The 18439-nt window shown below is 59.0% G+C and carries 18 protein-coding genes and 1 tRNA gene; 9 read left to right on the forward strand and 10 right to left on the reverse strand.

Features of this window, described 5'->3' with window-relative positions; translation table 11 throughout:
* Positions 1–484: 484 nt before the first annotated feature.
* The 4 genes from ACR0KX_RS14865 (at position 485) to ACR0KX_RS14880 (ending at position 4392) form a co-directional block, all read left to right on the forward strand.
* Positions 485–1234, forward strand: coding sequence for a carboxyltransferase domain-containing protein (locus tag ACR0KX_RS14865; protein WP_170455421.1), 750 nt, complete (start codon positions 485–487; stop codon positions 1232–1234).
* The gene (locus ACR0KX_RS14870) at positions 1231–2241 is read left to right on the forward strand and encodes a 5-oxoprolinase subunit C family protein (RefSeq protein WP_170455423.1); all 1011 of its coding nucleotides are present in this window, start codon (positions 1231–1233) and stop codon (positions 2239–2241) included. Before ACR0KX_RS14865 ends, ACR0KX_RS14870 begins: the two co-directional genes overlap by 4 nt.
* A complete protein-coding gene (locus ACR0KX_RS14875) occupies positions 2242–3003 on the forward strand; it encodes a 5-oxoprolinase subunit PxpA (RefSeq protein ID WP_170455425.1) in 762 nt (253 codons plus the stop codon).
* A 141-nt stretch (positions 3004–3144) separates the two neighbouring features.
* Entirely contained in the window at positions 3145–4392 is a 1248-nt protein-coding gene (locus ACR0KX_RS14880; RefSeq protein WP_170623913.1) for a hypothetical protein, read from the forward strand.
* 69 nt (positions 4393–4461) lie between these two features.
* Here ACR0KX_RS14880 and ACR0KX_RS14885 read toward each other — a convergent pair whose 3' ends face one another.
* Positions 4462–5856 (reverse strand): D-alanyl-D-alanine carboxypeptidase family protein, encoded by a 1395-nt coding sequence (locus tag ACR0KX_RS14885; RefSeq protein WP_170455430.1) that lies wholly within the window; start codon positions 5854–5856, stop codon positions 4462–4464.
* A 282-nt stretch (positions 5857–6138) separates the two neighbouring features.
* Positions 6139–6840, reverse strand: a complete 702-nt coding sequence (locus tag ACR0KX_RS14890; protein WP_170455431.1) for an HAD family hydrolase — start codon at positions 6838–6840, stop codon at positions 6139–6141.
* Positions 6841–6933: 93 nt separating this feature from the next.
* Between ACR0KX_RS14890 and clpS the strand changes: the two genes are divergently transcribed.
* From clpS to hemF, 4 genes are read left to right on the forward strand one after another with little or no spacing between them, the layout of a single operon-like run.
* The gene (clpS, locus tag ACR0KX_RS14895; protein WP_170455433.1) at positions 6934–7275 is read left to right on the forward strand and encodes an ATP-dependent Clp protease adapter ClpS; all 342 of its coding nucleotides are present in this window, start codon (positions 6934–6936) and stop codon (positions 7273–7275) included.
* Between the two features lie 30 nt (positions 7276–7305).
* Positions 7306–8271 carry a class I SAM-dependent methyltransferase gene (locus ACR0KX_RS14900; RefSeq protein WP_480708548.1) on the forward strand — a complete coding sequence of 322 codons (966 nt, stop codon included), beginning with the start codon at positions 7306–7308 and terminating at the stop codon, positions 8269–8271.
* A 37-nt stretch (positions 8272–8308) separates the two neighbouring features.
* Positions 8309–9109 carry an SDR family oxidoreductase gene (locus tag ACR0KX_RS14905; protein WP_170455437.1) on the forward strand — a complete coding sequence of 267 codons (801 nt, stop codon included), beginning with the start codon at positions 8309–8311 and terminating at the stop codon, positions 9107–9109.
* A 6-nt stretch (positions 9110–9115) separates the two neighbouring features.
* Entirely contained in the window at positions 9116–10000 is an 885-nt protein-coding gene (hemF, locus tag ACR0KX_RS14910) for an oxygen-dependent coproporphyrinogen oxidase (protein WP_170623921.1), read from the forward strand.
* A gap of 3 nt (positions 10001–10003) precedes the next feature.
* On the opposite strand, the gene ACR0KX_RS14915 is transcribed toward hemF, so the two are convergent.
* The 4 genes from ACR0KX_RS14915 to modA all read right to left on the reverse strand — a co-directional run bounded on the left by ACR0KX_RS14915 (position 10004) and on the right by modA (position 13032).
* Positions 10004–10411, reverse strand: coding sequence for a hypothetical protein (locus ACR0KX_RS14915; RefSeq protein ID WP_170455441.1), 408 nt, complete (start codon positions 10409–10411; stop codon positions 10004–10006).
* A gap of 85 nt (positions 10412–10496) precedes the next feature.
* On the reverse strand, positions 10497–11597 hold the full coding sequence (gene modC, locus ACR0KX_RS14920) for a molybdenum ABC transporter ATP-binding protein (protein WP_170455443.1): 1101 nt from the start codon (positions 11595–11597) through the stop codon (positions 10497–10499).
* A complete protein-coding gene (modB, locus tag ACR0KX_RS14925) occupies positions 11594–12286 on the reverse strand; it encodes a molybdate ABC transporter permease subunit (protein WP_170455694.1) in 693 nt (230 codons plus the stop codon). Before modB ends, modC begins: the two co-directional genes overlap by 4 nt.
* A gap of 5 nt (positions 12287–12291) precedes the next feature.
* On the reverse strand, positions 12292–13032 hold the full coding sequence (gene modA / locus ACR0KX_RS14930; protein WP_480708549.1) for a molybdate ABC transporter substrate-binding protein: 741 nt from the start codon (positions 13030–13032) through the stop codon (positions 12292–12294).
* A gap of 285 nt (positions 13033–13317) precedes the next feature.
* Here modA and ACR0KX_RS14935 point away from each other — a divergent pair.
* Positions 13318–13393 (forward strand) — tRNA-Val (locus ACR0KX_RS14935).
* A gap of 256 nt (positions 13394–13649) precedes the next feature.
* Here ACR0KX_RS14935 and ACR0KX_RS14940 read toward each other — a convergent pair.
* From ACR0KX_RS14940 to ACR0KX_RS14955, 4 genes are read right to left on the reverse strand one after another with little or no spacing between them, the layout of a single operon-like run.
* Positions 13650–14891 (reverse strand): dipeptidase, encoded by a 1242-nt coding sequence (locus ACR0KX_RS14940; RefSeq protein ID WP_480708550.1) that lies wholly within the window; start codon positions 14889–14891, stop codon positions 13650–13652.
* 50 nt (positions 14892–14941) lie between these two features.
* Entirely contained in the window at positions 14942–16069 is a 1128-nt protein-coding gene (locus ACR0KX_RS14945; RefSeq protein ID WP_480708551.1) for a carbohydrate porin, read from the reverse strand.
* Between the two features lie 47 nt (positions 16070–16116).
* Positions 16117–16881, reverse strand: a complete 765-nt coding sequence (locus tag ACR0KX_RS14950) for a DUF3299 domain-containing protein (protein ID WP_170522422.1) — start codon at positions 16879–16881, stop codon at positions 16117–16119.
* Positions 16882–16907: 26 nt separating this feature from the next.
* Positions 16908–18077, reverse strand: a complete 1170-nt coding sequence (locus ACR0KX_RS14955; RefSeq protein WP_480586459.1) for an amidohydrolase family protein — start codon at positions 18075–18077, stop codon at positions 16908–16910.
* Between the last annotated feature and the right edge of the window lie 362 nt (positions 18078–18439).

Raw genomic sequence — 18439 nt, forward strand, 5'->3', positions numbered from 1 at the left:
TCTCCGCCGCTCCCGCCGCGTCCCGAGCGCCTCAGCAGCGCCGGTGAAGGGCGTTCTAAGCATAACCTTTCATAGCCGCAAGCAGAAAAATGCATTCTGGCGCATTTTTTTGCATACTCAGGGAAAATATATACTTTTCAATTGTTTAGCAACCCACCAAACACCAATCTCTGCACCTGCGGGGTACTTGTGGGGCCTCGCAGTCGCTGTTCCGAACCAAGGCCTACACAGTCCACCACTATATATAGGGCATCGATGGCCACCGACTACTAGGCTACGCGACTCGGTGTGGTGAATCGGCCTTGCTCAACACCGCATGAATCGATGAATCGGGATAGTTTCCCGCGCCCAACGGCATGAAGTGCGCAGGAAAGATTTGGATGGCATTGAAAAGCCACCCTGACACCGCACCCGACCTTGCGCATCTCTGCGCGATGCGCTCTGGTTCCCAGGGAACAAGCAATGACGATGATGCGGGACGGACATGACCCTCACCCCCACTTTTCCTGCTATACGCAATGTCGGCTTTGACGGAGCCCTGGTGACGTTTGCAGACACTATGTCGGATACCGCAAACCGGGCCGCGCTGGCGTTTCGGGCCGCGCTTGATGCCTTGGGCCTGAGCGGGATTGTTGAGACCTCGGCGTCTCTTGGGTCGGCTTATGTGCGGTATGATCCGCAGCAGCTGACCTACGGTGAAATCACAGCCAGCCTCCATCAGCTTTTGGAACAGCAGGATTGGTATGCGACGCCCTTGCCGACGGGGCGCAGGTTGTGGCGGGTTCCGACTGTGTACGGTACCGATCTTGCCCCGCAACTGGATGAAGCGGCAGCCGCCGCCGGATTGAGCACCGCCGAGGCCATTCGCCGCCTCAGCCAGTCCCGCGTGCGGGTTCTGACGATTGGCTTTGCGCCCGGTCAGCCTTACCTCGGCCCCCTTGGGCCCGAGTTCGAAATACCGCGCCTGCAAGAATTAAACCCGATGGTGCCTGAGGGGGCTCTGGTCCTTGCGATCTCGCAGTTTGTTCTGTTTTCCGGCCCCACCCCGACCGGATGGCGGCATATCGGTCAAACTGCGTTCCGGTGCTTCCGGCCCGAGATGGAAGAGACCTTCACCCTGAGACCCGGCGACGAATTGCAGTTTGATCCCATTTCGCGTGACGAATTGCAGAGCATTCGCACGAACAACGAAGACGGCCTTGGCGGCGCAACGTGTCACGAGATTGCGTCATGAGCCTGATTGTTAGACGTATCGGCCCCGCATGCACCATTCAGGATCAGGGGCGCACGGGGTACCTGGATCAGGGACTGTCCCGGTCCGGGGCGGCCGACATTCTGGCGCTGCATGAAGGCGCGGCCTTGTTGCGGCAAAGCCCGGACTTGGCCGCGTTGGAAATGGCAGGCATGGGGGGCGAGTTCGAAGCCACTCAGCCCGTGCGGGTCGCGCTGACCGGCGCGCCTATGCAAGCCAGTATCGATGGCGCGCCTGTTGTCTGGAACGCATCCCATCATCTGGAACCCGGGCAACGCCTGACGATTGGTGCGACGTTGCAAGGCAATTATGGCTACCTTCATGTGGGTGGTGGCATCGATACCGAGGTGTTTCTTGGCTCACGCGCGACCCATCTGACGGCTAAAATCGGGCGCGCGGTCGAGGCGGGCGATACGCTTCCCGCGGGGCCGGATGCAGGCGAGCCCGGGCGCAAGCTGCCCCCCAGCGACCGGTTCAACGGCGGCACATTGCGCGTTGTGGCCAGCTTTCAGACCCCACTGTTTGATGACACGACGCTGGGCCGTTTCACGCAAACCCAGTTCCGGCGGGGTGCCCGCGCCAACCGGATGGGCATGCAGATGGAGAGCGACGGTGAGGGGTTCGCCGCGAAGGGGCAGTTGAACATCCTGTCCGAAGTGATCACCCCCGGCGACATCCAGATGACCGGAACTGGCAACCCGTTCATCCTGCTGCCCGAGTGCCAGACGACCGGCGGTTACCCCCGGATTGCAACCGTACTGCCCTGCGATATGCCGCGTGCCGCGCAAACCCTCGCAGGTGGCTCGGTCCGGTTCGAATTCGTGACGATGGATCAGGCGATGGAACTGGATGCGGCCTTTCGGGCGGATCTTGCCCGCCTGCCGGGGCGTGTTGAGCCACTGGTGCGCGACCCGCATGACATTCCGGACTTGTTGTCCTACCAATTGATCGGCGGAGTGATCTCTGCCACCGAGCAAGGAGACCGTTAGATGCCGCGCGTGGATCTGAATGCTGATATGGGCGAAAGCTTTGGCCCGTGGAAGATGGGCGATGACGAAAGCCTGTTGAAGATCATCACCTCTGCCAATATCGCCTGCGGGTTTCATGCCGGTGATTGGGACGTGATGGCCAAGACGATGGCGTTGGCCGCCGAGAACGATGTGGGCATTGGCGCACATCCCGGCTTTCCCGATCTTCAGGGCTTTGGCCGCCGCAATATGAAAGTGCCCCATGGCAGCCTGCGCAATCTGGTGCGGTACCAACTGGGCGCAGCCATGGGGATGGCGGCGGCTGTTGGCACCAAGGTCCGGCACCTGAAACTGCATGGGGCGTTGGCCAATATGTGCTCGGTCGATATCGACATGGCGCGGGCCTGCTATCAGGGGGCGCTGGATGTGGACCCCGACATCATCATCATGGTACTGGCGGTTACGAAACAGGAAGAGGCCGTGCGCGAGCTTGGCTGCAAATGGGTGGGCGAGATTTTTGCCGACCGCGCCTATAATGACGACGGCACTCTGGTCGATCGCAGCTTGCCCGGCGCGGTGATCCATGACCCCGAAGTTGCCGGGCCGCGCATCCTGAACATGGTTCGCGAGGGCGCGATCATCACTGAATCCGGCAAACACCTTGAGACCTCAATCGATACGATCTGCCTGCATGGCGACGGGCCAACGGCTGTGCAGATTGCCCACTCGGTCCGGGAAAACCTGATTGCGGGCGAGGTCGAGGTGACAAAGTTCACCAGATAGCCATCTGGCCGTAATCCAGGCGGTCCAGGGTCTGGCTGTTGCCCGAACGGGGTTCAGCGCCTAGCATGCCTGCAAGTGCATGTTCTGAATACCGTTATTGCAGCAACACGCTTGCAGCCAGATTTCCGCAAGGAGGCGCCAATGTCTTTCGATCTGATGTCTTATGAACCCCGAGGCGACAAGAAGAACTCGGACTTCTTTCACGAATACCTGCCGATGATCTATGAACGGCGGACAAGTTCGGGGATCGCGGATCAGGTTGGCCCCATGCGGGCGATTGTCATACAGGTCGAAACCGCCGCTCTGTTCGATACCTTGGTCGAATTGTATGTGATGACGCCCTATCGCCACTCGGCCAGCTATTTGGGGAGGACACACAAGTTCTCGGTCCTGCATTCACATGCCGATTACCCGGCACTGATGGTGATGGCACCGCTGAGCGAAACATTTGAAGACTTCATCCCGCGTATCAACCGCATGTATCCGCTGGCCCGCAATACGCCCCAAACCCGGTATGTGGGCGAGGTCTTTGCCGCCAGCGATCTAGGCGCGCTTACCAAGACGCTGGAAGATCAGAACATTCGGTTCGAGTATGCGGGCGACACCGAGAACCCCTTTTACACGCTGGACGGGTTTCGGTTTACCACCCCGTCCGATTTCACCTGCAATCGGGTCGGTTACTCGACGCTGGATTTCAATGATCCAGACAGTCTGGGCCTCGGGGATCGCGTTTTGCTCAGCGATGCCGAGAAGGCGAAACTGGATGAGGCGGCCGCGTTTGCCGAGGACAGCAAGATTGGGCCGCTGATGCTGGGGATCGACCACCTTGCCACGCGGGTTCTGGCGGGTGAGCGTGAGGATGCGATCCTCGAATTTCTGACCATGGTGCCCTATTATTTCTGGGGCGCATACAACATTTTCGACATGAACTCTTCCACCAATGTGAACCGCAACGCCAATGTGGATGACGACAAGAAATCCCCGGCCAAGGTGTTCACCGCCAACAACACGCCGTCCTTTGTGAATTCCTTCGCCAAGCTGCCAATGCCGACCGAGGATTTCGTGCGCAATTTCGGGCGCCGCCTGCACCACATAGCGGTCGAGATACAAGACGGCGATCATGGCGCGGGTGAGAAGAATGTCGATTTCGTCGTTAATACCCTGAAAGACACGGGCGTGCCGTTCCTGGCGCATGTGGTGGGCGAGTGCAAAGACGATCCGAACCTGAAACAGATCTTCTCAAAACACTCGAAGAACACGCTGCTGATCACCGAATATATCGAACGCTGCCACCACTATGACGGGTTCTTTACCAAGGACAACGTGGCCGCACTAACGGCAGCCGCCGGGCAGGACGAGCAGTATGAACATGGCCATGTGTTCGACTGACATTCCCGGATGAAAAAAGGGCTGCGAAACCTCGCAGCCCAGACCCATCAGGAGAGAATATGCCGGGTCTTATGACGGCCCGATCATGAAACAGGTAACATTGCGCGCCTGCAACCGGCGGCAGGCCAGATCGGCCTGTTCGCGGGTCATGCCCTGGAACGTCGCCTCGAACCCTTTCGAGCTTTGATTGACCTTGCGCAGCGTGCCCTCCAGCGTGGTCATTTCCGACAGCGCTGTTTTCAGCAAGATCTTCTCGGCCTCATATCGTGTGGTGTAGCGACCGACATTGACGCCCCACAGATGCCCGCCGGATGTGGACAGGCGGGTGACGACCTCTTGCTCGGGTTCGGGCTGTTCCGCAGGTTGTGTCGATGCCAGAACCAGGTTGTCGGGCCGCAATGCAGGGCGTGTGTCCGAGCTTTCGACCGGAGGAGCGGTGGGTGCAATATCAGCCTCGGCAATGGCCGCAGCGATGCCGCTTTGGATACGGTCACGATCCTGATCTGCCGTCTCGGCGATTGCGCTGGCAACTTGCGTGGCCGCGCTTGGACGCAGAACCGGGCGCAGGCTGGCTTTGGGCGCGCCGCTAATGCTGGCCACCTGAGTCGAACCGCCAAGCCCCGTATTGCCCGCGTAAGATGGCCGCGCAGGTTTGCGGATCGGTGCGCGTGACGGCGCACGGCGGAAGCCCATATCCAGCAGTTCGGCCACCTTGGCGTTGCGCGAGGCGCTGGATTTGCCGCCAAACACGGTTGCGATGATACGCTCATCCTTACGCTTGGCCGAGGCGACAAGGTTGAAGCCCGCAGCACGGGTGTAGCCTGTCTTGATCCCGTCCGCGCCCCGGTATGCAGCCAGCAGGCGGCGGTTCGTATTGGGAACCGTCTTGATCCCGGCATGGGTCGATTGGCGCGAGAACAGGTTGTAATACTGCGGATAATCATACAGCAGATGCCGCCCCAGCGTGGTCATGTCGCGCGCGGTGGACAAATGCCCCGACTCGGTCAGCCCGTGTGCGTTCTTGAAGGTCGTGCGGCTCATGCCCATGGCCTTGGCCGTGCGGGTCATGCGACGCGCAAAGGCGGCCTCGGACCCGCTGAGCGCGATGCCGATGGCGGTTGCTGCGTCGTTGGCCGATTTCACAGCCGCCGCGCGGATCAGGTACCGGAACGCGATGGTCTGGCCCGAGCGCAGGCCCAGTTTCGAAGGTGGCTCTGCCGCCGCGGCCCGGGTGATACGAACCGGGGTATCCAATGTGATCTCGCCGTTCCGCACCGCCTCGAACGCGATATACAGCGTCATCATCTTGGTCAGCGATGCCGGATGCAGCCGGGTGTCCGCGTTGCGGGAATGAAGAACCTCGCCCGTGCGGGCATCGATCACCATGGCGGCGTAGGGTGCGGCCAAAGATTTAAGCGGCGCAAAAGAAAGCACCATCAACAATGCGATGAGAAATAAGCCCATTCGGGCCGGAACTGTCCGCCGAATCTGCACGATCTTTGCCTCTGTCTGCCTCGCGCCGCCGGGTTTTCCCGGTCAGCTAAAATTTATTCTGCTTGTCGGAAAGGCTAACACAGGGGCCGTATGAAATAAACCGAAAGCTGCGGTTTTCGCAGTTTCGTTATGGCCCGCACCCGCAGCTATATCTAGGCGCGGCGCGACCCTGGCCCTACTACATCGGCGAAGTTGGCGGGAACGGGGCGTATCCCAAAGCGGATTTTTCGGAACTGAGGCCGAATGGCAACATCACCCGAGTTCCTGGATCAGATCGCTGAGATCGCCCAAATCCCGCAGCTCGCGGAATCGCGGATCATCGACGGGGGCGTCGGCATGCTCGACCTCCCACACCAGACCATGCGGCACGTAAACGCCCCAGGAACCAGCCTGAATCGGGGCCACAACATCTGACCGCATCGAGTTGCCGACCATCATCGCCGACGCCGGGCCATCGCCATGTGAGGTGAAGATCGACCGGTATGTGTCGGCTGTCTTTTCCGAGACAATTTCGACCGCGTCGAACAAGTCACCCAACCCCGACTGGGCCAGTTTACGCTCCTGATCGATCAGATCGCCCTTGGTGATCAAAACAACGCGATATTCGTTGGTGACCGCCTCAACGGCTTCGCGGGCATGGGGAAGCAACTCGATCGGATAAGCCAACATCTCTTGCCCGGCTTCGATCAACTGACGGATTACGGATGCAGGCACACGATCTTCGGTCACCTCAATCGCCGTTTCGATCATCGACAGAACAAAGCCTTTGATGCCGTAGCCATAGTGCCGGATATTGCGTTTCTCGGCGGCCAGAAGACGCTCCATCAGGTGATCGCGGTCGGCGTGGTCTTTCAGCAAGCTGGCGAAATGCGCCTGCGTCAGTTGAAAGAACCGTTCGTTATGCCAAAGGGTGTCATCCGCGTCGAACCCGATTGTGGTCAGTTTTTCCACCATTCAGAATACGCTCTCTTCCTCTTTTCTCTGCGCCCATCGACGTTATATAAGCGCTCAGATAAACCCAATGCCTGAATCGGACAGAAGCGCGCGATGCTGGAAAACCCCTGGATGATGTCTGACAAATCGGATGACGATGCCGACTCGTCCGTTCTGGTTCAGACGCGGCCAAAGACCAAGCGTCCTCCGCTCTATAAGGTGTTGCTGCTGAATGACGACTACACACCGATGGAGTTTGTGGTTCACGTGCTTGAGCGTTTCTTTGGCATGACCCATGCGCAGGCGTTCGAGATCATGCTGACCGTGCACAAGAAGGGCGTCGCCGTTGTCGGCGTGTTCAGCCACGAGATTGCCGAAACCAAGGTGGGTCAGGTGATGGATTTTGCCCGCCGCCATCAGCATCCGCTGCAATGTACAATGGAGCGCGAAGAGTAAGCCCCGCGCTGCTGTTCGACGCATTCGAAGATGTCCCCTCGCCTCGATCTCGCCCTGCAAAGCGGTTTGACGCTGTCGCACCCGCTGACAGTGATCGGCCCGACGCCCGAGCAGGATCTGTCCGACCTGCCGCGTGATACGCAGGTCGTGCAGCCGTTCAAACCATTTCACGATCACTTTGCGTCGCTGGGTTTCGCCGCAGTGCCCGAAGCGGGCGCACCCTGTCAGGATGCAATTGTTTTCCTGCCCCGCGCCAAGGCTCTGGCCCGCGCGCTGATCCATCAGGCCTGCACCCGTGCTAGTGGCTTGGTTGTTGTTGACGGGGCCAAAACCAATGGCGTGGACAGTATCCTGAAAGACGTGCGCAAGCGTGTGCCCGTCGATGGGCCGCTTTCCAAGGCACATGGCAAGATATTCTGGTTCCAATCCGAGCCTCAGGCTTTTGCCGATTGGGCCGCGCCGAAAACGCAACTGGTCGAGGGGTACCGGACTGCGCCCGGCGTATTCTCTGCGGACGGCATCGATCCAGCCTCGGCGCTTCTGTTGCAAACCCTGCCCGCAAAGCTGGGGCCACGTGTTGCCGATCTTGGGGCCGGCTGGGGGTATCTGTCAGCCGAATTGCTGAAGCGCGACCGCATCACATCTTTGCATCTGGTCGAGGCGGATCATGTCGCACTCGGCTGTGCCCGCGCCAATGTGACCGACGACCGGGCCGCGTTTCACTGGGCAGACGCTGTGACGTGGAAGGCCAGCGAGCCTTGCGATACCGTCATCATGAACCCGCCCTTTCACACCTCGCGCAGCGCTGATCCCGCGTTGGGTCAGGGGTTTATCACCGCTGCCGCCCGCAACCTGACCCGCAATGGCGATCTGTGGATGGTCGCCAATCGCCACCTGCCCTACGAGGCCACGCTGGCCGAGACTTTCGCGCATGTGGAAGAGGTTGCCGGTGACAATCGGTTCAAGGTCTTTCATGCCTCTCGCCCTCGACGCTGAGGCCCGTTAACCTGCCCCCCAACTCAGGAGGATTCGGATGTCCTTTTCCATAGCTGGCAAGACAGCAATCGTCACAGGCGGGGCCAATGGGATCGGGCTGGCCATTGGACGCCACTTTGCCGATGCCGGGGCGAATGTGATGTTCGCCGATATGGACGAAAAGCGTCTGGTCGAGGAACTGGGCGAGCAGGCAGATGACAGCAATATCCGCTATTTCGCAGGCGATTTGCGCGAGAAACTGACCATCGCCAACCTTCTGTCGGCCACGCTGGACGCGTTCGATCAGGTGGACATTCTGATCAACGGCGCGCGGCAGGTGATCCCGTCCGATCCGCTGGACCCCGATGACGACTCGGTCCGCTCGCTGCTGAACCAGAACCTGATGCCCGCGTTGCGTCTCAGCCAGTTGGTGGCCAAGCGCATGATCAAACAGGCCGGGGACGAGGACGAAAACCCGGCCGGATCGATCATCAACCTGTCCTCGATTGCCGCCCGCCGAACCCATCCCGATCTGATGGCCTATTCGGTGTCTACGGCTGCGCTGGATCAGATGACACGCTCGCTGGCCGTTGCACTGGCCCCGAACCGGATACGCGTGAATTCCATCGCGCTGGGATCAGTCATGAGTGCATCCTTGCAGTCCACGCTCAAGGAAAACCGCGACTTCCGGGATGACATTGAAAAGCATACCCCGCTGGCCCGTATCGCTGCACCCACCGAATTGACGGAAACTGCCCAGTTTCTCGCATCCGACGCTGCCGGCTTCATCACCGGGCAAATCCTGACAATCGACGGTGGCCGGACCCTGCTGGATCCTGTTGCCGCGCCAGCTCACTAAGACCTCATGTTCGATACAGAAAAAACCACTGCCTCTGCCTGGTTCCGTCAACTGCGCGATGACATTGTTGCCGCCTTTGAAGCGCTGGAAGACAGCCACGACACAGGCCCGTTCTCGGACGCCCGACCGGGTCGGTTCGAGGTCAAGGAAACCACCCGCCACTCCGAGGATGGCTCGGACGCAGGCGGCGGTCTGATGTCGGTGATGCGCGGTGGGCGTGTGTTTGAAAAGGTCGGGGTCAATGTCTCGACCGTCTTTGGCACGCTGGGCGAACGCGCGCAGCAGGCAATGGCGGCGCGCAAGGGTATCCCCGAAATGACCGAAGACCCGAGGTTCTGGGCGTCGGGCATCAGTCTGGTGGCGCATATGCAGAACCCGCATGTCCCGGCGGTGCATATGAACACGCGCATGTTCTGGACCCCGCACGCCTGGTGGTTCGGCGGTGGATCGGACCTGAACCCCTGCATTGAGTATGATGAGGACACGGCCCATTTCCACGCGACGCAAAAGGCCCATCTGGACCCGCACGGCCCCGGCCATTACCCGCGACTGAAAGACTGGGCCGACGAATATTTCTACATCCCCCACCGCAAACGCGCCCGCGGCGTTGGCGGTATCTTCATGGATGATTACTGCACTGGCGACTGGCAGGCCGATTTCGCCCTGACGCAGGACATCGGCAAAGCCTTTCTGCCTGCCTTCCTGCCGCTGGTTGAAAAGCGCCGGGTGCAGTCATTCTCGGACGCCGATAAAGAGACGCAACTGGTGCATCGCGGCCTCTACGCCGAATACAATCTGGTCTATGACCGAGGCACGAAATTCGGTCTGGAGACCGGGCATGACCCGGATGCCGTGCTTATGAGCCTGCCGCCTCTGGCGAAATGGATCTAAAGCTCAGAACCCGAAATCTATGAAGTTGTCATAGCAGTAGTTCTGCGCCGAGGATGCCGACATATTCTCGCCCACCCGTTTGACGGTGATCGAGTATCCGGGGTTCGTATCCGCACCAGGCGGCGGGGTCAGCGAGAACTCAACCGTCCGCACACCCGGCTCATAGGCTTTCGAGATGTAAATCCGCTGGTTGTTCGGCACGCCCAGCGAACGGATCGCAAAATCGCCAATGCCACACCAATAGTTCACAGGGGCGGACGAACCGATGGCTTTGACGCTGTAGGTTCCCTCACCGACCTGAGTGATCTCGGTCCGGTACTGGGGCTGAACGCTCAGGCCAAATCCGACAGCTTGCGCCAAATCGGGCATAACCATCCCGCCTGTGACCAAAAGAGCTGATAAAAGTCTCATAGGCAAAACACCCTGAATGAACTCCGTTCTCTGTCAATAACATAGATGTCGTGCAGCATGAGTAAAGCGGTCAGAGGACCCCCTGTCATTTGTCCTGCAAGATCCGCCCGCCAACATCCTGCGGTGCCAGCGCAACGGTTTTGATCACCGTATGGCACGCCACGCCGGGTTGCAGACCCAACGCCGAGACCGAGCGTCGCGTGACCCGCGCCAGAACAATGCCCGCTGGCGTTTTTACCGACACAATCGCCCCCGGCCCATCACCCGCGCGGATCGAATCCACCTGCCCGCTCAGCACATTCAGGGCCGACAGACCCTCGGGCGGGTTGCTGGACAGAATAACCTCTTGCGCGGGGATACGAATGCGCAGGGTTTCCCCGACCTGATGCGCGATGCGCGGCAGGAACAACCGCTCGCCACCGGCATCCAACTCGGTCAAACCGTCAGAATGATGTTCCCGCACCCGCACCTGCAGCACGGCCCCCACGGCGCGAATACCGGCAGGGGCGACGGACGGGTCGGACAGAACCTCGGACGCCGGACCGTGACGCGCCACCTTGCCGTCCTGCAGCGCGACCACCGACGTCGCAAGACGCGCAACCTCGGCCGCCGAATGGGTAACATAAAGGATCGGGACCGACACTTCATCGCGCAGGCGTTCGAAATAGGGAAGGATCTCAGCCTTTCGCGCGTCATCCAACGCGGCCAGAGGCTCGTCCGCAAGGATCAGGCGCGGGCTGGCCAGCAAGGCCCGACCGATGGCAACGCGCTGTTTCTCACCGCCCGACAGCATGGCCGGACGGCGATCCAGCAGATGACCGATGCCCAGCATCTCGATGACCTTGTCGGGGTTTTCCCGCTTTGCCTTGCGCGGCGCAAACCAGCGGCCATAGGCAAGGTTCTGGCGCACGGTCAGGTGCGGGAACAGGCGCCCCTCTTGAAAGATATAGCCCAGACGCCGTTTGTGCGGGGGCAGCCAGTTCTGGTGATCGGTGTCGAACAAAACCCAATCATCCACGGCGACCCGACCGGCCTGTGGCCGCAGCAACCCGGCGACGGCGTTGACCACCGTGGTTTTGCCCGACCCGGAGCGTCCGAACAGAACCGTCACCCCCGGCGGCGCGTCAAAGGTCAGATCCAGATCGATCCCCGGCAGGCTGTGTTGCAGGCGAACAGAAAGGCTCATGTCCCGGCCACCCGGGCAGCGGCGCGCCGCCCTACATATTCCGAGAGCAGCAGCGCAGACATGGCGATGATGATCGAAATGATCACCAATCTGGTCGCAGCGGCCTCACCGCCCGGAACCTGCAGGAAGGCGTATACGGCCGAGGGCAAGGTCTGGGTCTGCCCCGGAATGTTGGACACAAAGGTGATGGTTGCCCCGAACTCTCCCATCGCTTTGGCGAACGCGAGGATCGAGCCCGCGATGATCCCCGGCAGGATCATCGGCAGAGTTACAGTCGCGAATACCATCAGACGCGAGGCCCCAAGCGTTGACCCGGCCTGTTCCAGCCGTGGGTCCACAGCTTCGATCGACAGGCGAATGGCGCGGACCATCAGTGGAAAGGCCATGATCCCTGCGGCCAAAGCCGCCCCGGTCCAGCGAAACGCGACGACAATTCCAAACTCGGCCAGAAATCGGCCCATCGGGCCTTGAATGCCGAAGGTCAGCAACAACAGGTATCCAGTGACGACAGGCGGCAGGATCAGCGGCAAATGCACCAACCCGTTCAGGACCTGACGACCCGGAAACCGCCAGCGCGCCAGCGCGTAGGCCACAAATATGCCGAAGGGCAAAGTTGCCAGCGTCGCCCAGAAAGACACGCGCAATGACAGCTTCAACGCCTCCAACTCTGCCGGACCCAACCACTCCATCTGCGTCACTCGCCCGGCAGGGCAAAGCCCTGGTTCAGAAACACGACCTCAGCGTCCTTGGTCTGTAAATAATCCAGAAACCCTGCGGCGTCTTTGTTGGCAGCACCGGTCAAAGCAGCAGGGTAGACAATCGGCTGATGCGCCTCGGACGGTATCGTGCCCACAACGCCGACACGCGTTTCAGCGATAGCATCAGATCGGTAGACAACCCCCAGCGGGGCTGCGCCGGTTGCAACCAAAGCCAGCGCCGCGCGGACATTGTCCGATTGCGCCACCTGCCCCTGCACCGCATCCCACAAGCCAAGAGTCCGCAACGCCTCTTTGCCGTAAATGCCCGCAGGCACCGCGTCCACCAAAGCCATAGCCAGATAACCGCCCGCCAGTTGACCCGAGAGATCATATCCGGGGGCAAGCTGTCCATCCGACGCCCGGTCCGCCGGTCCAATCAGAACCAGCCCATTTGCCAACAGATCCACCCGCGATTTAGGGTCGATCCATCCGCCCCCTTGCAGCGCGTCCATCCAATCCCGGTTTGCGGAAATAAACACATCCGCCGGCGCACCCAATTGAATCTGGCGCGCCAAGACCGACGAGGCCGCATATGACACGATCACATCCACGCCCGTCTGCTGCGTGTAGTCCAACGCAATCTCATCCAGCGCGGTTTTCAGGCTGGCTGCAGCGAATACCAATATCCCCTCTGCCCCAGCCCGTATCGGAGCCAGCAGAACTGCGATCAGAACCATAGAGGCAAAAACTGTTCGGCGGGCCATTGAAAGGGCCATTAAAACTCCCGACTGGAAAGTTACCATCCTGTTTGGGAATATCGGAGGCTGCATGGACCACGCAAGCGCGTTTCCTGACGCACTTTGGATAAGGTAGAAAAAACTTCGATCGGACAACGTTTTTGGCCAAAGGCCCAGGCATTGGGCGTGCGGTCCTCCCACCGATCCCGGTGAAACAAATCTATTCAAGAAATTCCACCCCACCCTCTTGCGCCCGCCCGCAGGCTTGGCTACATGCACCGTCACGGGTGATTAGCTCAGTTGGTAGAGCGCTTCGTTTACACCGAAGATGTCGGGAGTTCGAGTCTCTCATCACCCACCATCCCCATCCCAGCACTGCACCAGTGGATTGCCTGACAGTCACCTCGCCGGTTTCTGCGCGCGGGTTCCGGCCCGCGGTGATGGGTCCGATGGGTTTGTTCAACTCTGATATCCGTTCCGCGGCGGCAGCTAACCTGTGGGCGAACACGCGGCTGAAAACGGCTGTCGATGCGTTGAAAGGCTGAGAGCCGGGCCAACTTGCCCAAAATGAAATTGGCCACGCCTAGTCGACCAGCTTCATGCACACGCTTGCGTTTCTATCGCGAATAGAACCCATCACGAAGCTCTTGCCTGAGGCGCAAACGCTCGGGGTATTCCTTCAGAAACTGCTCGGGCGGTTTGCCTTCCCAGACTTGCGCGTAGACCCGCATCTTGTTGCCGCCATAGATCTTTGCAAGGTCTTCGTTGGAATAGCCACGCGCCCAAAGATCATCGGTAATCGCGGCCAGAATTTTGGCAAGTTCGCCGTTGCCGGTCGCCCCTTTGTTGAAGGCATCGATCATGTACCCTCCGTCATCGTACATGCTCGCGTTTGCAGTCGCGAACTCCACGACCAGTTCGAGCGAGAACATGTCATCCGTTGCGATCCCGACATGGTCGACGCCCACAAGTTGAACGTAGTAGTCGATCATATCAGCGGCTTGTTTGGGAGAGATATCCTCGGGCCAGACACCGTCCATCATCCATTCGGTGAATGTCGGAGAAACATATCCCCCCGATTTGGCCGCGCGCAGCGCCTCATCATCGGGAATGGCCCGATAACACCCGCGCGGCGTGGCATTGGGTTCGTTCGCATAAAGACCGGCAGGGACTGAATGCGTGTAAACATAGGGTACACCGGGGTAGGTCTCATCCATGTAATCCATGGCGTCATTGGCCGTTTTGGAACCGGTATGGCTGAGGTCCAGCAGGATACCGAACCGCACCATTTCATCGATGACAGACTTCCCCCAAGGGGTCAGCCCGATGTCGCGCCCGTTGTAGGCCGCCAATTGCCCTGATCCGGTTCGGAGGATGTCATTGTAGGCCAGGATCATACTCTTGATCCCCATATCCTTGAGCAGGGCCATCTTCTTTAGATCGCCGTCCAGAATCGTGGCCGTTTGGCTGTTCCAGATGACCGCCGTCTTTCCTTGAATATGGGCGGCTTCAATATCGCGGGTTTCGTTCACGATCAGGTAGTTTTCCGGTTGCTGCGCCATCGCCGCGCGGAAATGGTAATGCTGTTCAAGAAAAGTCTCAAAGGACATATCCGCCGCAGCGAGCGTCATCTCATGCCCCGTGATGCCGTTTTCCCGGGCCCGTGTGAAGTAAGTGTGCAGCTGCTCATACTCGGTCCAACCGGTCCCGTAAGGGCTGGCCAACATGCCAAGCACGATTGTGTCCTGCACAAATTGCTTCGCTTCATCTGATGCGTCCCATGTCTTGCTTTCTTCGCTTGCGTGCAATGCGCCACCAAAAGCAAAAGCGACTATGCTTGCGGTCAACAGGGTCTTCATTGCGGTACCTCCAGACAGAAATCCAAGACAGATGCTGCGTGATACCGGCATCAGAAAACGATCCGGGTTCGTAGACCTAACAGCGTGATGCTGTCCTGATCGGGGTTATCGAGCGGGTTGGAAATGAACTGCAGCGACGGTGTGATCTGCAGCCCGGGTGAGATTGAAAAGCGATAGAATGCCTCAAGCGTGAACTGTGTGCCGTCTATGCCTCTTGCCTCGGCCCAATTCAGGCCAAGCCCGGCCAGATCGGTATTGCGACCGTAATAGCCCAAACCGGCCGAGACGGACCGGTCATAAAGCGCGGCCGTCCCTTTTGAGGCCCCGGCCCGAAAGAATGGCATCCATCTGTTGTCGACAAACCAGGCCGCGGAAAACGCGGCACCATAGTCTTCCGGACGGCTGCCATCGTCGGCGGCATCCGCATGCCAGAGGGTCAGGTGGATATTGTCGAAATAGATGCGATCAAAGCCAGAGGTGTAGCCAAGTTCGAGTGATTTGAAGAGTTTGCCATCGCTGAACACATCAAAATTTGGATCAGACGGGTCGGCGTTTGCGTCAGAGACACTGGCGACGGCATAGACGTTTTTGCTGAGCTTTATCCCACCGGCAACGCCAAGACCTTGATTGGGCGTGTTAATGGTCGGGTTGGTGTTGAAGGACAGGTTCTGGAACCCACTATAAGGGCTGACCAGCCCGTAGATATCCACAAAGTCCGTCACGTCGATTTGCCCGATTTGCAATGTCCAAGAGCCATCTCTGGCCCTTTGGGTCCAGAACAGGTTGGTCAACAGCAAACCGTTGTCGTTGAATGCTGTTCCCGTAATCGCGCGCGCGCCGCCATCCAAGCCAAGAAACTGCGGGGAAACATCCGTGTAACTGTGCCGATCTTCGATCTTGAACGTCAGCGAACCCCATTCCGTCGCCTGCCAACTGCCATAGATACGCGCAATTCCACTGGCCGCTTCGCCGGTTCCCGGATCGGCATTCGTTGTTTGGCCCAACGCCAGGTAATCAATGTTGAACCGAAACCCGTCCTCAGCCAGCCTGTTCTTCCACTGGAACCAGCCAGCAGCAATGTTGCGCGGAAAATCCGACCGGTACTGCGGGTCGGTCAGACCATCTCCGGGCTCAAGATCAGCTTCAACGGAAGAGGGCCCGGATAATCCCTGCGCCATCGCTGAACCAGCAAAAGCAAAACAAAATAAGGCAAGCAGGCTTCTGATCATTCCGATGCGCGCGCCCCGCCCGTCTTGCGATTACCCGCCGCACGGATGCGATCGGCGGCACGTTGTTTCCATTCCAGCCTGTCTGCCTCAGTCTCCAGCGTTTCGACTGTATCCGTCTCCAACTGGAAAGTCGCACTCATGGGCATCAAGCCATCCACGACCATCATGTTCTGAACCGAAGGGTCAATCGTCAGCGTTCCTGTAAGTCTCACCGGTTCATGAAAATAGCTGGGCGTCCAATCGCCGTTCAACCGCACGCGGATCATCTGGTTCGGCGGCGGCGGGGGCATGTGACTGCACATCCCACGTTCCGGAACCAGATACACCACAGATCGCCCGTCAGGATCGGTCGGGGCTGGAATGGCAAAGCCCGCAAGTGTGATTGTCTGACCATCGAATTGCGGGTTTCCTTGTGTGCCAGCCTTTCTTCGGCGTTCTGTCACAACCTCTCGCTGATCGAGCAGCCAGTCGACATCAATTCCGTCTGCCGACAATGCGCCCTCGGTTTCAGTCAGCAGCTCTTGCCATTTCTGTCTTTCCTCAACGCTGCCAGCCTTCTGTTGCAATCTGCCGCGCAGGCGCACGACGAAAAGGACATCGTCGAACTGTTCGGGGGCAAGATCGCGATACGGGTCGTCAAAGATCTGCGTTGACGGATCCGGCAGGTCAGACCAGTCCAGCGAAGTGCCGGATGCCGCCATGGCGGAATGACAACCCATTCCCAGCGTTGCGATGGTAAAAACTTGAAGCCATTGGCGCATGAAACTCTCCAACGTCTATCTACCGATCAATCCAATGTGTTTTTGTAGATCACGCCGTCTTTCATAATCAGACGGATCGTTTCAGGGCTTTCGGGCCTCGGGTCTGCGCCGAACCACTGGTCGCCGGTGCCAACGACCGAGAAATCCTCAAGCGGGTTGCCGTCTATCAGCAGGATGTCGGCATAGGCACCTTCCTCGATCACGCCCAGTTTTCCTTCCGGATAGGGGTTCATGAAATCACCGCTAAGTGCCGCGATCTCGCCACCTACCGAAGTCAGGGTTACCATCGACGCATAGGGGCCGAAGAAATGGTTGTTCAAATGTTTCTCGTAGGCGATCTGGATGTTGCACGCTTCGACTGAGCCCACGCAATCGGTTTGGAATCCGCGCGGCGCCGGGCATTCCTTCATGCTGGGAATATAGGCTTCGAAGGTCGCCGAGGCCGATTTGGCTTTCCTCAAACTGTTAGGGTTGTTTTTCACGGACGGAACGTCAAGAAGGCCCGGATCAAATGCCGTGATGTTCGTCGTGATGTACGCTCCTTTTTCTTTCATCAAAGCAGAAATTTCGCAGTCAAAATGAAAACCGTGTTCAATGGTTCTGACCCCTGCATTCAAGGCATTGATGATCGCTTCTTTGCGGTAGGAATGTGCCATGACATAGGTGCCGTACTCGTTGGCAACCTGAACAGCGGCCTCAATCTCTTCCTTCGAACCGGCGAGCAACTGCCATGGATCGAATGCCGAAATCACCCCACCCGATTGCATGAACTTCAGTTGCGTGGCACCCATGCGCAAGTTGTTGCGGCCATACATGTAAATTTCGTCAACACCGTTGACCTGTTGGGCCATATTCAGAGTGCCAAAGTTGGTCACCCCGCCCGGCGGAGATGTGAAGGATGCGAAATCGGCGTGACCACCACGTGTTCCGAGAAATGCCCCGGAAGGATAAAAGCGGGGGCCGACGATCTGGCCGGCGTCTATTGCGCGCCGCAGCCCGCCACCAGCTCCCCCGGCATCGCGAACGGTCGTGAAGCCCTGCATCAGGTACATTTCGGCCATCCGGGTCCCGTGGATGGCGAAATCCTCCCAGGTCGAGTTGGTTTCCATCTCAGCAATCGATGGCCCCATGAGCATCAGGTGCGCGTGGTTCTCGATAAAGCCCGGTGTCAGCGTGCGCCCGCCGCCGTCGATCACGATGGCATCAGGGGCATCGATAGCATCCGTTGAAACCGACGTGATCAGATTGCCTTCGACCAGAACACTGGCATTCTCGATACGCTGTTCGTTGACACCGTCAAAGACGTGGACGTTGGTAAACAGCGTTTGAGGTTCCGCTTGGTCCTGAGCCTGTGCGGGCGCCGACAGTGTCAGGGCCGCCGCAAAGATCACCGTTGTGCGAAGGGGCAATTGTAAGCCGGGCATAGGGTCTCCCTTTCATATTCACCAATTCCTAACTGTAGCCCGGAAATTCTTGGTCCGGTTGCCAGTTTCGAGTTAGGATGTTCGAATGTGACTGTAAAAGTGGCCACTGAGCAAACCGACAAAGGGTGACAAGC

Source organism: Ruegeria sp. BG5 (assembly GCF_056538425.1).

Bases quoted from the DNA above. Each gene is read 5' to 3' on its own strand.
- ACR0KX_RS14890 (WP_170455431.1), bottom strand. From the start codon at position 6,840: ATGGTGGAAAAACTGACCACAATCGGGTTCGACGCGGATGACACCCTT.
- ACR0KX_RS14900 (WP_480708548.1), top strand. From the start codon at position 7,306: ATGTCCCCTCGCCTCGATCTCGCCCTGCAAAGCGGTTTGACGCTGTCG.
- ACR0KX_RS14940 (WP_480708550.1), bottom strand. From the start codon at position 14,891: ATGAAGACCCTGTTGACCGCAAGCATAGTCGCTTTTGCTTTTGGTGGC.
- hemF (WP_170623921.1), top strand. From the start codon at position 9,116: ATGTTCGATACAGAAAAAACCACTGCCTCTGCCTGGTTCCGTCAACTG.
- ACR0KX_RS14905 (WP_170455437.1), top strand. From the start codon at position 8,309: ATGTCCTTTTCCATAGCTGGCAAGACAGCAATCGTCACAGGCGGGGCC.
- ACR0KX_RS14915 (WP_170455441.1), bottom strand. From the start codon at position 10,411: ATGAGACTTTTATCAGCTCTTTTGGTCACAGGCGGGATGGTTATGCCC.
- ACR0KX_RS14945 (WP_480708551.1), bottom strand. From the start codon at position 16,069: ATGGCGCAGGGATTATCCGGGCCCTCTTCCGTTGAAGCTGATCTTGAG.
- ACR0KX_RS14870 (WP_170455423.1), top strand. From the start codon at position 1,231: ATGAGCCTGATTGTTAGACGTATCGGCCCCGCATGCACCATTCAGGAT.
- modB (WP_170455694.1), bottom strand. From the start codon at position 12,286: ATGGAGTGGTTGGGTCCGGCAGAGTTGGAGGCGTTGAAGCTGTCATTG.
- modC (WP_170455443.1), bottom strand. From the start codon at position 11,597: ATGAGCCTTTCTGTTCGCCTGCAACACAGCCTGCCGGGGATCGATCTG.
- ACR0KX_RS14885 (WP_170455430.1), bottom strand. From the start codon at position 5,856: ATGGGCTTATTTCTCATCGCATTGTTGATGGTGCTTTCTTTTGCGCCG.
- ACR0KX_RS14875 (WP_170455425.1), top strand. From the start codon at position 2,242: ATGCCGCGCGTGGATCTGAATGCTGATATGGGCGAAAGCTTTGGCCCG.
- ACR0KX_RS14880 (WP_170623913.1), top strand. From the start codon at position 3,145: ATGTCTTTCGATCTGATGTCTTATGAACCCCGAGGCGACAAGAAGAAC.
- modA (WP_480708549.1), bottom strand. From the start codon at position 13,032: ATGGTTCTGATCGCAGTTCTGCTGGCTCCGATACGGGCTGGGGCAGAG.
- clpS (WP_170455433.1), top strand. From the start codon at position 6,934: ATGCTGGAAAACCCCTGGATGATGTCTGACAAATCGGATGACGATGCC.
- ACR0KX_RS14950 (WP_170522422.1), bottom strand. From the start codon at position 16,881: ATGCGCCAATGGCTTCAAGTTTTTACCATCGCAACGCTGGGAATGGGT.
- ACR0KX_RS14865 (WP_170455421.1), top strand. From the start codon at position 485: ATGACCCTCACCCCCACTTTTCCTGCTATACGCAATGTCGGCTTTGAC.